Raw genomic sequence first — 13682 nt, 5'->3', positions numbered from 1 at the left:
AGGGCGGGTTCGCCCGAGACTCTGGACGTGACGGCCATCACCCAGTTGGATGGGCCCATGCAGAGCACCATGCAGGACTACCCGCTGACCATCGGCTCCCTCATGCGCCACGGCACGCAGGTGCATCCCGACTCCGAAGTCGTCACGGCCACGGCCGACGGGAGCCGATCGATCTCCTACGGCGAGCTCGGCGGGCGGGTGGCGCGGCTGGCCAACGGCCTGCGCTCGCTCGGCATCACGGGTGACGATCGGGTCGCGACCTTCCAGTGGAACAACCAGGAGCACCTCGAGGGCTACCTGGCGATCCCCGCGATGGGCGCCGTCCTGCACACCCTCAACATCCGGCTCTTCCCCGAGCAGCTGATCTATGTCGCCAACCACGCGCAGGACAAGGTCGTCATCGTCGACGACTCCCTCGTCGGGCTGCTCGCGGCCCAGCTACCGCACCTCGAGACCGTGACCCACGTGCTCGTCGCCGGCCCGGATGCCGCGAGCGCCAACCTGGACTCCCTTCGCTCCAGCGGCAAGGAGATCCTGCTCTACGAGGACGTCCTGGCGCAGCAGGAGGAGACCTTCGACTGGCCCGAGGTGGACGAGCGGGACGCCGCGGCCATGTGCTACACGAGCGGGACGACCGGCAACCCGAAGGGGGTCGTCTACAGCCATCGTTCGGCCTACCTGCACTCGCTGGCGGTCTGCACGGGCGATGTCGCGGGGCTGACCTTCGCCGACCGGGTCCTGCCGATCGTGCCGATGTTCCACGCCAACGCGTGGGGGCTGGCCTACGCGGCGATCATGAGCGGCGCCTCGCTGTGCATGCCCGACCGGTGGCTGCAGGCCGAGCCCCTGGTCCGCTTCATCCGCGAGACCCGACCCACGATCTCGGGGGCGGTGCCGACGGTCTGGAACGACGTCCTGACCCACCTCGACGACAACCCGGATCTGCAGCTGGACTCCCTGCGTCGGATCCTGTGCGGTGGGTCCGCCGTCCCCGTCGCCTTGATGAAGGCCCTGCGCGAGCGCCACGGACTCGACATGGTGCAGGCCTGGGGCATGACCGAGACATCACCAGTCGCCTCCGTCGCCAACGCTCCCCTCGGCGCCGAGGGTGAGGACGAGTGGCGCTACAAGGGCACGGCCGGTCGGCTCCTGTGCGGGGTCGAGGGCCGGATCGTCGGTGACGACGGCGAGGTCCTGCCGCGTGACGGGGTGGCCGTGGGCGAGCTCGAGGTCCGCGGCCCGTGGGTCACCGCGAGCTACTACCTGTCCGACGACCCCGAGTCGGAGGCGAAGTTCGACAACGGCTGGCTGCGCACGGGCGACGTGGGCAACCTCGACGAGCGCGGGTACATCACGCTGACCGACAGGGCCAAGGACGTCATCAAGTCCGGCGGCGAGTGGATCTCGTCGGTCGACCTCGAGAACGCGCTCATGGGACACCCGGCCGTGCTCGAGGCCGCCGTCGTCGGGATCCCGGACGAGAAGTGGCAGGAGCGCCCCCTCGCCAGCATCGTCGTGCGCGACGGGGCCAGCGTCACCGCGGCCGAGCTGCGCGAATTCCTGTCCGCCGACTTCGCGAAGTGGCAGCTCCCCGACGCCTTTGCCTTCATCGACCAGGTGCCGCGCACCTCGGTCGGCAAGTTCGACAAGAAGGTGCTGCGGCAGCGCTACCGCGAGGGGGACCTGAGCGTCGAGCAACCCTGAGCGTCGAGCAACCCTGAGCGTCGAGCAGCGTGACGCGTGGGCGCCGAGCAGCATGACGCGTGGGCGTCGAGCAGCAGCGCGTGGGCGCCCGCCGCGTCCGCGCCTCACTCTCCGGGGTCGAGCAACGCTCGGATGTCGGTCGAGGTGATCGCCCCCGACAGCGCTCCGCCCTCGTCGACGACCCGCTCGAAGAGGTCCCGCTTGCGCTCCTGCAGGGCGAGCACCTTTTCCTCGATCGTCCCCGTCGAGACGAGCCGGTAGACCATGACCGGCTTGTCCTGCCCGATGCGGTGCACCCGGTCGATGGCCTGCGCCTCGGCCGCGGGGTTCCACCAGGGATCGAGGACGAAGACGTAGTCGGCCTCGGTCAGGGTCAGACCCACGCCCCCGGCCTTGAGGCTGATGAGGAAGGCCGTCTGCTCGCCCTGCTTGAAGCCGTCGATGACCTCGGGCCGGTCGGTCGTCGAGCCGTCGAGATAGCTGGTCGTGATGCCCTCTGCGTCGAGGCGATCGCGGACGAGGCGCAGGAATCCGGTGAACTGGCTGAAGACCAGGGCCCGGTGCCCCTCGACCGCCAGCTCGCGCAGGTGCTCGACGAGCACGTCGACCTTGGCCGAGGCACCCTGCCCGAGCAGCTCCTCGTCGACGAGCCCGGGATCGAGGCTCAGCTGACGCAGCCGGGTGAGCGAGGCGAGGATCGCCACGCGGTTGCCGTCCGGGTCCTCGAGGAGGCCGAGCACCCGCTTGCGCTCGCGCTGCAGGTGCCGGTCGTAGACCCGGCGGTGGGTCGGGGTGAGGTCGACCGGCAGCACCTGGACCTGCTTGGGCGGCAGGTCGAGCGCCACCTGGTCCTTGGTACGCCGCAGCATGAGCGGACGGATGCGCCGGCGCAGCCGGTCGAGGAGCTCGGGCTGCGCCCCGGACTCGATGGGCTTGCGATAGAGGTCGTTGAACTGGTCGCGGCGGGGATAGAGCCCTGGTGCCGCGAGCGCGAAGAGGGACCACAGGTCCATCAGCGAGTTCTCCAGCGGGGTCCCCGTCACCGCCAGGACGAAGGGAGCGGACAGCCCCCTCAGTGCCTGGTGGGTCTTGGACCGGTCGTTCTTGACGAACTGCGCCTCGTCGAGGATCACCCCGCGCCACTCGACCTCGGAGAACTGCTCGGCGTCGATGCGCAGCACGGCATAGGAGGTGACGACGAGCTGGGCGCCCTCGACGGCCTCGACCACCGAGCTCCCCCGGCGCTTGTGGGTGGACCCGACGGTGCACACCTCGAGGTCGGGGACGAACTTCGCCGCCTCGCTCGCCCAGGTGCCGACGACGCTCGTGGGGGCCACGACGAGGACGGGACGATCGAGATCGCCTGCCTCGTGGGCCCGGGCGATCAGCGCGAGCGTCTGCACGGTCTTGCCCAGGCCCATGTCGTCGGCCAGCACGCCGCCGAGGCCGGCATCCCACAGCGTCGTCAGCCAGTGATACCCCTCGAGCTGGTACGGCCGCAGCGTCGCCCCGAGCGAGCGGGGCACCGAGGGGGCGGGCAGGGTGTCGATCTCGCGGAGGGTCTCGACGCTGGCCCGCCACTCGTGCTCGCGCTCGACCCGGATGTCGCCGAGATCGGACAGCTCGTCCCAGAGGTCGGCCTGATAGCGACTCAGGCGCACGTGGCCGGTCTCGGGCTCGGCGAGCTCGCGGGCCTCCGCGATGAGCGCGCGCAGGTCGGTGAGGACGGGGTGGTCGAGGCGGAACCACTCGCCGGTCTCGAGGTGCATCAGCTCGTCGCCGCGGACGAGCGCCTCGAAGAGCGGCTCGAAGGGGATCTCGACATCACCGATGGTCACCGAGACGTGCAGGTCGAGCCAGTCGGACCCGCCCGCTGCGTCGCCGGCGCCGATCGCGATCCGCGGCTCGTCGTCGAGCTCCTCGTAGGCGGGGAGGTCGTCGTCGAGATCCACCACGACGCGCGGATCGTCGTCGAGGAGGGGCACGACCTGCGTGAGCACGTGGATGGCGTGGGGCCCGCGCAGGCTGACGGAGGGTTGGAGCATCCAGCGGTGACCGGCTCGGTCCCCCGAGATCGCTCCGGGGATGGCCGTCAAGGCCTCGATCTCCCGGACGAGGGCACGCTCGGCTGCGTGGTCACGGGGGACGGCGCCTGCTGCTGCGGCACCGACGACATGGCTCTGCGCCCCCGCGGTGTAGATGAAGCCGAGGTCCAGACGGATGCCATGGCCGGCAGCACGCACGTGCACGTGCAGCCGAGGCGCGACGGAGTCGGGCAGGTCGACGCTGTGGTCCGACGAGATCACCGGGAGGCGTCGTCGCAGGCGGGTCAGATACAGCGCGAGGAAACGATCGACATCGGCCTCGGGGACCTCGACCCCCTGCTGGAGTCCGACCAACGACGTCACGTCCGCCGCCAGAGGCGATGCGAGCGACGCCAGCGTCAGGCTGCCGTCCTCGCGGGTGATGACCAGTCCGTGGCTCGGATCGCCGACGAGATGGATCTCCTCGATCTGGTCCTCGTCGTCGCCGCCTCCCGCGAGTCCCTCGACGACGGGGCGCAAGAGCAGTCCCCCACCGGTGCGGGTCACGTCGAGCACCATCTCGGCCGGCGAGTCGTCGAGCTCGATCGGCTCATGGGACTCACCGTCGATGAGGGCCACGCCCGCGTCTCGGACCCGTCGCAGCGCCGGCCACACGTCTGCGCCGAAATCGTCGAGGTAGCAGGCCATCGCCGTGCCGTACGAGTAGCGATAGCCGCCCCCGGACCGCAGGTCGTGCAGCTTGGCGAGCTCGTCGAGCACCTGACGATGGGACTCCAGCACCGTCGCCGAGGACCAGCCGTGGCCGCGCACCTCGGACCACCCGTACTTCTTCGCCCAGCCGCCCGCCTTGGTGCGGCGAGTCGGCCGCAGCCGCACACGTGGCTCTGGCGGCTGGTTCCACACACCACGTGAGTCGAGGACGATCTCGACGATCAGTGCCATGGGCGACCCTCCCTGCTCGAGACGCTCGGCGGGCTGCTCCGCGGCGAAGGGAGACAGTGCCTGCTCCCAGGACGGCACCACCGCGGCGACGCCGAGCACCTCACGCACGGTGAGGATGACCGCCACCGCGTGCTTGCAGTCGGTCGCGACGGGGCAGCTGCAGCGCGCGCTCCACTCGAGGACGTCGTCCTTGGGGTGACTGTGCTGGGAGACGATCGTCTGGTAGCTCTGCGAGCCGGAGCCTCGCACCTTGGCCACGACGACCCGGCCGCGGTTGAGCGTGGCGATCTGGGTGACCATGCCCTCGCGGGCATAGTCGGCACCTCGCTGCAGGGTGCCGCGGTCGAGCGCCTCGTCGAGGCGCTGGTCGGACAGCACACGCATCCATGTCGCCGAGTCGAGATCCCAGACCACGGGTCATCTCCGAGCTGGCGAAGGGGGCGGGATCGGCATGTCATCCACCTTAGGCGCGGGTGGTGTCAGCCCTGTGACGGCCGACGACCTGTGGAAAGGCCGCGCATCGGCCCGGAGGCTGTGGGAAGACGCGGGTCGGTGATTGGCTCTGGGTCCGCGATGTCATCCCCACGCACCCACGTTCCAGCCCGGGTCGGCCACCCCCCGCCCGGCAACCCAGGCCATGAGACTCCGCTGGTCCAGCGCGTCCAACCGGTCCGGGAGAGTCGCGAGCAGGACAGGCAGGTCCCAGTCGACGTACTCCTGCGGCCAGTCCGCCACCGTGTACGACAGGCCGAGGTCGACGTGGTGCATCTCGACCTCTCGCAGGCGGTGCGCCGGGCAGGCCGTGACGGGGTAGGCCTCGCCACCGAGGAGCTCGCCGTGCGGCCAGCCCGCGGCGTCGGCCGTCCCGAAGAGATCCAGCAGCCGCGCCCGGCTCGCCCGAAGGCCCGCCAGGACCTCGACCGCAGGCCGGTGGGCACCCCCTTCGATCTCGTCGCGGCGCTGCTCGGCACCCCCGGCGTACTTGCCGAGGGACTCGCCGCGCAGCGCCCCCTCGACCCGGCGGGCGTGACCGTCGGCATTGCTTGCCAGGTGGGTGAGCACGTGCCCGACCGACCAGTCCGGCAGGAGGCTGGGTGCCCTCAGCTCGTCGTCACCGAGGTCGGCGACCGTCGCCGCCAGGCGCTCCTCCGCTGCGCGGCACAGCTCGATGGCTCGGCGGGGGTCCTGGGCGAGGTCGGTCATGGGCTGCTTCCTACGAAGGGGACGACGCCCGCAGCCTAGAGCGCCGACGGGGCAGGAGTCGGGGAGTGAATTCGCTTCAGCAGTGGGAGCCGGTCATGGCAGGCCTGTGTCCCGGCCCCGTGTGGGGCCGGGTGCGGGGCGGGCCTGCTAGGTGTGCCAGGTGACGCCGGCGGCCGTGATGGTGCAGGTCAGGTCATGGATGTGGACCGTCGTGTGGTGGCGCTCGCACAGCAGCGCTGCCCGCCCGATGTCGGTACTGCCGCCCAGGGACCAGTAGTCGACGTGGTGGGCGTCTGACCAGTGGGCGGGCATGGTGCAGCCGGGGAAGGTACAGCCACCGTCTCGCAGGTAGAGCGCCCGCTTTTGTCCCGGACTGAAGTAGCGGGCCGCACGGCCCAGCTCGAGAGGCTCGGAGTCGGTGCCCAGGAGCGCGGGGATGATCGCGCCCTCGCAGGCCATCTTGCGCACCACCGCGGGCGCCAGCACCTGCCCGGTCGCCGTCAGCCCACCCGCGTGACCACCCCCGGCCACTCCCGCAGCACCCAACCCGTGTCCAGCGCCGCCACGATCGACGCCGCCGCCCAAACCGCCAACGAGGTCGCCCACATGGGTGAGTGGCTGGCCGAAGGCATTGGTCGGCAGGTCCTGCCCGCAGGCTCCGCACCGTCCGGCCGTGAGGTTGGCCGTGAGCGCGGTCAGGCTGATGGTCACGACGACCTGGGCCTTGTCGCTCTTGGGCGCCTGGCCGGGTGAGGACACTCCTCGGCCGACGATCGCCAGCAGGGCGTCCGCGCGACGTCGGGCCGGGGTCCGCTCGTCCAGCTCGCCCTCAGGTCCCTTGACCGGGGCCGACAGGGCAGCGACCGCAGCGTCGATGATGGCGGCACCCTCGGGGTCCAGCACCAGCTTGTAGCGCGTCAGCCCGCACCCGTCGGTGTGCTGGGTCAACGAGCGCGACGCCTTGAGCCGCTCGTCGTCCTCACGCAGGTCCTTGTCCGGACGCAGCATCCGCGTGGTCATCGTGATGGCCGCGGCCAACTTCTTCTCGTCCAAGCCCGACACCCGCTCCCGAGTCCGGTCCTGCGGACCGGTGAAGACCTCGTCATCGCGGGCCTGACCGAGCAGGATCCCCAGGTCATCCGCCAGCAGGTCCGCGTCGGCGACCCGGCGCACGCCCTCCTCGAACCGCACGAGCTGGTCGGCCTTGCCCAACGGCAGGTCACCCTCGGTGAAGGCTGCGACCACGTCGGGCACGCCGGCCGCCGGGCTGGACGAGGCCTCGTCGCCCGTGTCGTAGTGCGGGGCTGCCTCCGGGGCCGGCTCGCTCAGGCCGCTCCCGGTCCGCAGGCCGGCCTCGGCCACCCGCACCACCGACCCCACGTGGCGCATCTGCGGACGCGGTGCCCGGCGCCCTTCGCTGACACCGACCCAGTCACGCACCGACCACGACTCCTGCGTCGGCAGACCCCGCGAGACCCCCTCACGCACGGCCGCGACCTCGGCGACCTCGGTCAGCTGACGGATCTGCCCCACCAGGGCAAGGGCCTCTCCCACGTCGCTGTCGGGGACCTGCCATATCGTCGAGACATCGCCATATGTCAACGCGCGCAACGCGTCTCGCAACCCCGGGAGCAACCCCGGATCCGCGTAACGCACCGTCGCCTCTGACATACCTCGATCGTAAGTAGGAGCACCGACAGCGTCCCCGGCTCACGAAGCCCTGTGGACGGTCGCCCCCTTCGCCCTGGGGGTGTGGACAAGAGGCTTCGAAGACCCGCCGCTGCTCAGCGGCCAATTGCTCGGGACCGTTCCACCAGCCGCAGCTTCCTCGAGTCCGGCCAAGGGTCTTGGCCGAGGTCGATCCCGGGGCTTCCTGGATCGGGACGGCTACCGGAGCCTGGACGCCCCATGGCCTCTCCTGGCGGTCCGCGCTAACCTCGAAGGACCCTCGAGAGGCGGCACAATGAGTGCTCCACAGGCAGTCCAAGAGCTGACGGCCGACGCGTGCTGGTCGTTGATGAGGTCGACCACGGTCGGCCGTCTCGCGGTCTGGCTCGACGACCATCCGGACATCTTCCCGCTCAACTTCGTCGTCGATCAGGGCACCGTCATCTTCCGCACCGGTGAGGGGACCAAGGTCGCCGGGATCAGCGGAACCCCCGTCGCGCTGGAGGCCGACGGTCTCGACGAGGCCACCGGCGAGGCATGGAGCGTCGTCGTCCGGGGCCGCGCGCACTCGATCACCGAGCAGCACGACGTCATGGACACGGCCGACCTCCCGCTGCACCCCTGGCACGGCGGGCGCAAGGACCGCTTCGTGCGCATCACCCCCGATGTCATCTCCGGCCGCCGGTTCGCCGTCGCGGACCCCAGCGTCTGGCGGACCGGCTTGGACCACCGATCGGCTGCCACCGACTGACCCGCGAGGGCTGCGGCCCCGAAGGGGGTGGCTACGCCTGGTTCACCAACCGCGGCATCGGCCGACCGGTCGCCGAGTCGCTCGACGCGACGATGAGCTGGCTCGCCGGCTCGACGAGCTCGCTCCCGCCTGCTCGCCGACTGACCCCTCCCAGCCCCTCCGGGGAGGCGGTACAGCCTTTTCAACCGGTACGGCGGCTCAGGCGGGCCGAGACCGCAGCTCCCGGATGATCGCTGCCTGCCGGTCACGCAGCTGTCGCATCGAACCGACCTGCTGCTCACCCTGCTGCAGGCGAGCGAGCTTGAGCTGGTCCTCGCTGCGCGCCAGCTGGGCAATGAGCTCCCTCACGGTGAGCATGCAGAGGTCGGTCCCCGACGCGGCGGCCGTCGGGCGCTGGGCTCCCGGAGCGGGCCCGCCTGCGCCGATGGGACGCTCGAGCGTCGTCGCCGGTCGGTGCTGAGAGATGGTCGTCATGCTCGCCCTCCTCGGTCCTCACATCAGGTGTCGAGATTGCCCTTCGCCAGCTCCTCACGCAGACCATCGACCTCGTCCTGCAGGTCGATGACCATCGAGATGCCGGCGGTGTTGAGTCCGGCGTCGAGGAGCACGTCGATGCGGCGCAGACGCACCAGGTCGTCCTCGCTGTAGCGCCTGGTGCCTCCCTCGGTGCGATCCGGGCTCAACAGCCCCTGCGTCTCGTACCAGCGCAACTGCTGCGAGCCCATGCCCACCAGGTCGGCCGCCACCGAGATGCCGTACACGCCTCGTGCCGGGTCCGTCGTCATGATTCTCCAGTGCCTCTTGAGTACGTCCTTGGTGTCTGCTATAAAAAATCTATCACCACCGTCACAGATTGTGGAGGTGGTCAACACGAGGAAGGAGTCCGAAGATGACGCAGATGCTGATGCGCACCGACCCGTTCCGTGAGCTGGACAGGGTGACCCAGCAGCTGTTCCGCGGTGACGGGAGCCTGGCCCCCACATCGATGCCGATGGATGCGTGGCGTGAGGGTGACACCTTCGTCGTCGAGTTCGACCTGCCCGGCCTCCGGGCGGAGGACGTCGACCTGGACGTCGAGCGCAACGTGGTCACCGTGCGGGCGGAGCGCCCGGCCAGAGACGCTGGACAGGAGATGATCGCTGCCGAGAGGCGCAGGGGCACCTTCACCCGGCAGCTGATCCTCGGGGACAACCTGGACACCAGCAGCATCGACGCCGCCTACGACGCCGGTGTCCTCACACTGCGGATCCCGGTGGCCGAGCAGGCCAAGCCCCGCAAGATCCAGATCACCGCCCGGGGCGGTGGTCACACGGCGATCGACGCGTGACCAGGGGTGCGACATGACCATGGCACTGATCGAGCACGACGACATCCTCGACACCACCCGCGAGCGGTTTGTCGACGTCGTCCTGCAGGACGAAGAGCTGCTGCTCCTGGAGTTCGAGGTGATCATCGGGTCCGGCCCACCGCGGGTGACCACCTGCCGCGGGCATCGACGATCCCGGCAAGGATCCGGTCCCATCGATGCCCGACGAGCACCTTCGGCCACGGCGCACCTCGCCCCGACCCTCGAGCCGTGGGCTCGAGAGCGCTCGCCGCCGCCTCAGCCCGACGCGCACCCGATGCAGGTCCGCGCGACCGGCCGCGCCTCGAGCCGGCCCGGTGCGATCGGCCGACCGCACCTCTCGCAGATGCCATAGGTGCCGGCGTCGAGGCGTTCCAGCGCGGCGTCGATCTCGCTCACGTGGTGGCGCGCCTGCTGGACGAGCGCGTCGAGCTGCGAGCGCTCGAAGGCGATCGTCGCGCCCTCGGGGTCGTGCTCGTCGTCGGCATTGCTCCCCTCGCTGGCCTCGACGATGGCCGCGAAGTCCCCGGTGAGCGTCGCGAGGCGGGCGAGGGTCCCCCTTCGCTCCTCGTGCAGTGTCGTGCGCGGATCAGCCATCCGCCCATCTTGCACTCAGCGCGTCGAGGAGGTCAGTGCATCGTGGGCGCCGCGCCCACCACCAAGCCACCTCGGAGCGAAGGGGGTTGCCCGCGGGCGACTACGCCGTCGAGCTCGGCAGTAGGTCGTGGCGTCGGTCGGGCGAAGGTCCTTGCAGGAGCTCGCCTTCAGTCCCACCACTGGGGTCATCGCCAACATCATGACCCTTGGCAGGGCGTGCCGACGGTGGGACCCTGAGGAGGCGCGGCGCCCGTCCCAGGGCCCCGTCCCTGTTGAAAAGAGAACAGATATGACAACGTCGTCGTTCCTCTCTGCCCGGCGTAGACGTCGGATCGCCCTCCCCACCCTTGGCTCCGCGGCTCTCGCCGCCGCCTTGGTCGCCCTCCCGGGAGCCGCGGCCGCGGACCCCGGGTACACCGTCGTCGCCAGCGGCCTCGACAACCCCCGCCACCTCTCGCTCGGCCCGGGCAACGACCTCTTCGTCGCCGAGGCCGGAGTCGGTGGTGACGGTCCCTGCATCGACACCGCCGAGGGCCCAGCCTGCTTCGGCATGTCCGGTGCCATCACCCGGATCGACGTCAACAAGGGCACCCAGTCGCGTGTCCTCACTGGTCTCCCTTCGCTCGGCTCCGCGCCCTCCGATGATCCCGCGGCCCCGCCGCGCGGCTCCAACGCCACCGGGCCGCAGGACGTCATGGCCCAGGGGTCCAAGACCTTGGTCCTGACCATCGGTCTCGGCAACGACCCGGCGGTCCGCACCGAGCACCCCGAGCTCGCGCAGATGGGGACCTTGCGGACAGGCACGATCGGCTCGTCCACGACGACTCTCGTGGCCGATCTCGCCGCTCACGAGGCCGCCCACAACCCGGTGCCGCCGACCGATGCGCCGGACAGCAACCCGACCGGCTTCACCCAGGTCGGGTCGGGCTACGTCGTCGCTGACGCCGGCGGCAACGACCTGATCGAGGTCGCCAAGGACGGCTCCATGACCACCCACGCCACCTTCCAGGCGCAGATGGCGACGGCGCCCCCCTTCCTCGGCCTGCCGCCCGGCACCAAGATCCCGGCTCAGGCGGTCCCCACGTCCGCCATCACTGGTCCCGACGGCTCGCTGTACGTCAGCCAGCTCACCGGCTTCCCCTTCGAAAAGGGTCTGGCCAACATCTACAAGGTCGACTCGAGCGGCGCCGTCAGCGTCTACGCGAGCGGCCTGACCAATGTCACCGACCTCGCCTTCGGCCCGGGTGGGGTCCTGTACGCCGTGCAGATCGCCAGCGAGGGCCTGCTCGGCGGCCCCGTCGGCTCCGTCGTCTCGATCCCGAAGGGGGGCGGAGACGCGAGCGTCGTCGCCGGGGGCCTCTTCGCTCCGTACGGCATCGCGATCACGGGTCAGACCGCCTATGTCACGGCCGGCAGCGTGGCGCCCGGTGGAGGTCAGGTGATCGCGCTCCCGCTGCGCTGATCCACGGAAGAACGCACGTGACCACGGGTCGCTGGTCAGACGAGGCCAGCGACCCGCGGCAGTGCGCTGAGACAGTCACCTGGAGGCTCGTCATGACGATCAAACCGCCCACCCCTCCGTTCACCCTCGAGACCGCGACTCGGAAGGTCCGCGGCGCTGAAGACGCGTGGAACAGGCAGGACCCCGCCAGTGTCGCGTTGGCGTACACCGCTGACAGCTGGTGGCGTAATCGGACATCCTTCGTCCAGGGTCGCGAGCAGATCATCGAGTTCTTGGAGCAGAAATGGGCCCGCGAGCTGAACTATCGATTGATCAAGGAGCTCTGGGCATTCACCGAGACCCGGATCGCCGTCCGCTACTGCTATGAGTCGCAGGCCACCACCGGATCGTGGTACCGATCGTTCGGAAACGAGAACTGGGAGTTCGACCAGAACGGATTGATGCGTTGGCGGCATTCGAGCATCAACGACCTGGAGATCGATGATGCGGACCGCAAGTTCCACTGGGAGCTTGGCACCCCGAGACCTCCCGATCACCCCGGACTCAGCGAGCTGGGGCTGTGAACGGGTCAAGGCGAGCCACCGGTCCGCGCGGTGGGTCGCGCCTCGAGGCGCCCCGCGGCGATCCTGTCACCGTGACCGAGAGGGCGCGGATTCGCTAGCCTCGAGGAGCCACCGCCCCCAGCGCACAGGAGCGATCATGAGCACTCGGACACCGGAACCCGCGGACGATCTCCCCGACGACGTCCCCGAGGCAGATGCCGCCGACCAACGACTGTCGACAGGCACGCAGGACGAGGACGGTCAGAGCCTGCCCGAGGAGCCCCTCGGGCTGAGCGACGATGCCAATCCCGCCGATGTCTGGGAGCAGTCGCAGCCCGTCCCGGACGACGAGGACGAGCGCGACGAGGTCTGAGACCGGCGCGGCGAAGGGGGCGCTACCCCGCGATCTCGGCCACGAGCTCGTCGACTCCGCGGGTGCTGTCGAGGCGAAGCACCGGGCAGGTCAGGGTGGCGAGCCACGCTTCGTGCTGGGCCCGGTTGCGGCCGTCGGTCGTGGGGTCCTCATAACCGCTCGCCCAGTCCATGAAGTCGCGGTGCGCGCTCTCGTGCAGGCCGCCGGGCTCGATGCGCGACCCGTAGCGGGTCACCTCCCGGGCGTGGAGGCGGCTCATCCGCACGTCGTGGTCGACGGAGAGGAAGACGACGGCATCGAAGCTCTGGGTGAGCGGGTCGCCCCACCCCATGAGCGACCCGGACAGCACCCAGGCGTCGCGGCCGACGAAGACCTCGCGCATCAGGCGGATCCGCGCGGCCTCCTCGCGCTTGGTCGTGTACGGCGGCGAGGTCGGCACCCAGAAGTAGTCGTCCGAGTCGGCATGCGGCACCGCCCACTGCGTGGCGAGCCGACGGCCGAGCGTGGTCGTGCCGGTCCCGCTGGCGCCGGTGATGTGCAGGCGGCAGGGCGTCATGCGCGGCAGTCTACGAGCGGTGCGGTTCACCGCTCCGCGGTGACGAGGTGCCGCTCGCGCAGGACGTGCTGCCAGGTCGCGACCTCGTCGGCGTCGCCCGTGCGGACGAACTCCGGCTGCGCATCCGCGGTGCTCGGGTCGACGGCCATGCCAAACCGGGCGAGCTCGACCATCACGGGCAGGGTGGCGATGCCCAGCTCGGTGAGGGAGTAGCGCCCCTGCTTGCCTCGGGGGGTCGGTGACTTCACGAGGAGGCCGGCGGTCGTGAGGTCGGTCAGCCTGCGGGAGAGAACCGGGGCGCTGATGCCCTCGGCGTTGCCGGTGAGCAGCTCGCGGAACCCGCGGCGGTCGTAGGCAGCGATGTCGCGCAGGATCACCAGGCTCCACTGGTCGCCCAGCACCTCGAGCCCGCGGTTGATCGGGCAGCCCGAGCGCGGTGACGTGATCATCGGTCCTCCACCAGTTGCATTGTGTAACCACTATGCCATAGCGTC

General features: G+C 70.2%; 14 protein-coding genes. 6 read left to right on the top strand and 8 right to left on the bottom strand.

Annotated features, from left to right (window positions below):
* The first annotated feature begins 57 nt into the window (after positions 1 to 57).
* On the top strand, positions 58 to 1704 hold the full coding sequence (locus ASG73_RS02205) for a fatty acid--CoA ligase (protein WP_055991349.1): 1647 nt from the start codon (positions 58 to 60) through the stop codon (positions 1702 to 1704).
* A 104-nt stretch (positions 1705 to 1808) separates the two neighbouring features.
* Here the strand turns inward: ASG73_RS02205 and ASG73_RS02200 are convergent, their stop codons facing one another.
* From ASG73_RS02200 to ASG73_RS02190, 3 genes are all read right to left on the bottom strand, one after another.
* The gene (locus tag ASG73_RS02200) at positions 1809 to 5105 is read right to left on the bottom strand and encodes a DEAD/DEAH box helicase (RefSeq protein ID WP_235499334.1); all 3297 of its coding nucleotides are present in this window, start codon (positions 5103 to 5105) and stop codon (positions 1809 to 1811) included.
* A gap of 162 nt (positions 5106 to 5267) precedes the next feature.
* The gene (locus ASG73_RS02195) at positions 5268 to 5894 is read right to left on the bottom strand and encodes a maleylpyruvate isomerase family mycothiol-dependent enzyme (RefSeq protein ID WP_055990100.1); all 627 of its coding nucleotides are present in this window, start codon (positions 5892 to 5894) and stop codon (positions 5268 to 5270) included.
* Positions 5895 to 6041: 147 nt separating this feature from the next.
* On the bottom strand, positions 6042 to 7565 hold the full coding sequence (locus ASG73_RS02190) for an HNH endonuclease signature motif containing protein (RefSeq protein WP_156466104.1): 1524 nt from the start codon (positions 7563 to 7565) through the stop codon (positions 6042 to 6044).
* Positions 7566 to 7857: 292 nt separating this feature from the next.
* Here ASG73_RS02190 and ASG73_RS02185 point away from each other — a divergent pair, with 292 nt between their 5' ends.
* The gene (locus ASG73_RS02185) at positions 7858 to 8313 is read left to right on the top strand and encodes a pyridoxamine 5'-phosphate oxidase family protein (protein ID WP_055990094.1); all 456 of its coding nucleotides are present in this window, start codon (positions 7858 to 7860) and stop codon (positions 8311 to 8313) included.
* Between the two features lie 198 nt (positions 8314 to 8511).
* Here ASG73_RS02185 and ASG73_RS02180 read toward each other — a convergent pair whose 3' ends face one another.
* Together ASG73_RS02180 and ASG73_RS02175 are read right to left on the bottom strand one after the other, a co-directional pair.
* Positions 8512 to 8787 carry a hypothetical protein gene (locus ASG73_RS02180; protein WP_055990092.1) on the bottom strand — a complete coding sequence of 92 codons (276 nt, stop codon included), beginning with the start codon at positions 8785 to 8787 and terminating at the stop codon, positions 8512 to 8514.
* A 23-nt stretch (positions 8788 to 8810) separates the two neighbouring features.
* Complete coding sequence (locus ASG73_RS02175) at positions 8811 to 9098, bottom strand: MerR family transcriptional regulator (protein ID WP_055990090.1); 288 nt, start codon at positions 9096 to 9098, stop codon at positions 8811 to 8813.
* A gap of 113 nt (positions 9099 to 9211) precedes the next feature.
* On the opposite strand from ASG73_RS02175, the gene ASG73_RS02170 reads away from it, so the two are divergent.
* Complete coding sequence (locus tag ASG73_RS02170; RefSeq protein ID WP_055991342.1) at positions 9212 to 9640, top strand: Hsp20/alpha crystallin family protein; 429 nt, start codon at positions 9212 to 9214, stop codon at positions 9638 to 9640.
* Between the two features lie 276 nt (positions 9641 to 9916).
* Here the strand turns inward: ASG73_RS02170 and ASG73_RS02160 are convergent, their stop codons facing one another.
* Positions 9917 to 10255, bottom strand: coding sequence for a TraR/DksA family transcriptional regulator (locus tag ASG73_RS02160; RefSeq protein WP_055990083.1), 339 nt, complete (start codon positions 10253 to 10255; stop codon positions 9917 to 9919).
* A gap of 289 nt (positions 10256 to 10544) precedes the next feature.
* On the opposite strand from ASG73_RS02160, the gene ASG73_RS02155 reads away from it, so the two are divergent.
* The 3 genes from ASG73_RS02155 to ASG73_RS02145 all read left to right on the top strand — a co-directional run bounded on the left by ASG73_RS02155 (position 10545) and on the right by ASG73_RS02145 (position 12632).
* Positions 10545 to 11717: a ScyD/ScyE family protein gene (locus tag ASG73_RS02155; RefSeq protein ID WP_055990080.1), complete on the top strand. Its 1173-nt coding sequence runs from the start codon at positions 10545 to 10547 to the stop codon at positions 11715 to 11717.
* Positions 11718 to 11809: 92 nt separating this feature from the next.
* Positions 11810 to 12280 carry a nuclear transport factor 2 family protein gene (locus tag ASG73_RS02150; protein WP_055991339.1) on the top strand — a complete coding sequence of 157 codons (471 nt, stop codon included), beginning with the start codon at positions 11810 to 11812 and terminating at the stop codon, positions 12278 to 12280.
* Between the two features lie 136 nt (positions 12281 to 12416).
* On the top strand, positions 12417 to 12632 hold the full coding sequence (locus ASG73_RS02145; RefSeq protein WP_055990077.1) for a hypothetical protein: 216 nt from the start codon (positions 12417 to 12419) through the stop codon (positions 12630 to 12632).
* Between the two features lie 22 nt (positions 12633 to 12654).
* Here the strand turns inward: ASG73_RS02145 and ASG73_RS02140 are convergent, their stop codons facing one another.
* Both ASG73_RS02140 and ASG73_RS02135 read right to left on the bottom strand, forming a co-directional pair.
* Positions 12655 to 13188, bottom strand: coding sequence for a hypothetical protein (locus ASG73_RS02140; protein WP_055990074.1), 534 nt, complete (start codon positions 13186 to 13188; stop codon positions 12655 to 12657).
* Between the two features lie 26 nt (positions 13189 to 13214).
* Positions 13215 to 13637 (bottom strand): winged helix-turn-helix transcriptional regulator, encoded by a 423-nt coding sequence (locus tag ASG73_RS02135; RefSeq protein WP_055990071.1) that lies wholly within the window; start codon positions 13635 to 13637, stop codon positions 13215 to 13217.
* Positions 13638 to 13682 lie beyond the last annotated feature (45 nt).

Origin of the sequence: Janibacter sp. Soil728 (assembly GCF_001428305.1) — a bacterium.
In the GTDB taxonomy this organism is placed as follows: domain Bacteria; phylum Actinomycetota; class Actinomycetes; order Actinomycetales; family Dermatophilaceae; genus Janibacter.
Note: the sequence above shows the minus strand (reverse complement) of the source record. Positions and strands in the feature narration are given on the sequence as shown.

What these genes read in the sequence shown, in the direction of transcription:
- ASG73_RS02205 (WP_055991349.1), top strand. Translation starts at nt 58, where the DNA reads ATGCAGAGCACCATGCAGGACTACCCGCTGACCATCGGCTCCCTCATG.
- ASG73_RS02195 (WP_055990100.1), bottom strand. Translation starts at nt 5,894, where the DNA reads ATGACCGACCTCGCCCAGGACCCCCGCCGAGCCATCGAGCTGTGCCGC.
- ASG73_RS02190 (WP_156466104.1), bottom strand. Translation starts at nt 7,565, where the DNA reads ATGTCAGAGGCGACGGTGCGTTACGCGGATCCGGGGTTGCTCCCGGGG.
- ASG73_RS02185 (WP_055990094.1), top strand. Translation starts at nt 7,858, where the DNA reads ATGAGTGCTCCACAGGCAGTCCAAGAGCTGACGGCCGACGCGTGCTGG.
- ASG73_RS02180 (WP_055990092.1), bottom strand. Translation starts at nt 8,787, where the DNA reads ATGACGACCATCTCTCAGCACCGACCGGCGACGACGCTCGAGCGTCCC.
- ASG73_RS02175 (WP_055990090.1), bottom strand. Translation starts at nt 9,098, where the DNA reads ATGACGACGGACCCGGCACGAGGCGTGTACGGCATCTCGGTGGCGGCC.
- ASG73_RS02170 (WP_055991342.1), top strand. Translation starts at nt 9,212, where the DNA reads ATGCTGATGCGCACCGACCCGTTCCGTGAGCTGGACAGGGTGACCCAG.
- ASG73_RS02160 (WP_055990083.1), bottom strand. Translation starts at nt 10,255, where the DNA reads ATGGCTGATCCGCGCACGACACTGCACGAGGAGCGAAGGGGGACCCTC.
- ASG73_RS02155 (WP_055990080.1), top strand. Translation starts at nt 10,545, where the DNA reads ATGACAACGTCGTCGTTCCTCTCTGCCCGGCGTAGACGTCGGATCGCC.
- ASG73_RS02150 (WP_055991339.1), top strand. Translation starts at nt 11,810, where the DNA reads ATGACGATCAAACCGCCCACCCCTCCGTTCACCCTCGAGACCGCGACT.
- ASG73_RS02145 (WP_055990077.1), top strand. Translation starts at nt 12,417, where the DNA reads ATGAGCACTCGGACACCGGAACCCGCGGACGATCTCCCCGACGACGTC.
- ASG73_RS02140 (WP_055990074.1), bottom strand. Translation starts at nt 13,188, where the DNA reads ATGACGCCCTGCCGCCTGCACATCACCGGCGCCAGCGGGACCGGCACG.
- ASG73_RS02135 (WP_055990071.1), bottom strand. Translation starts at nt 13,637, where the DNA reads ATGATCACGTCACCGCGCTCGGGCTGCCCGATCAACCGCGGGCTCGAG.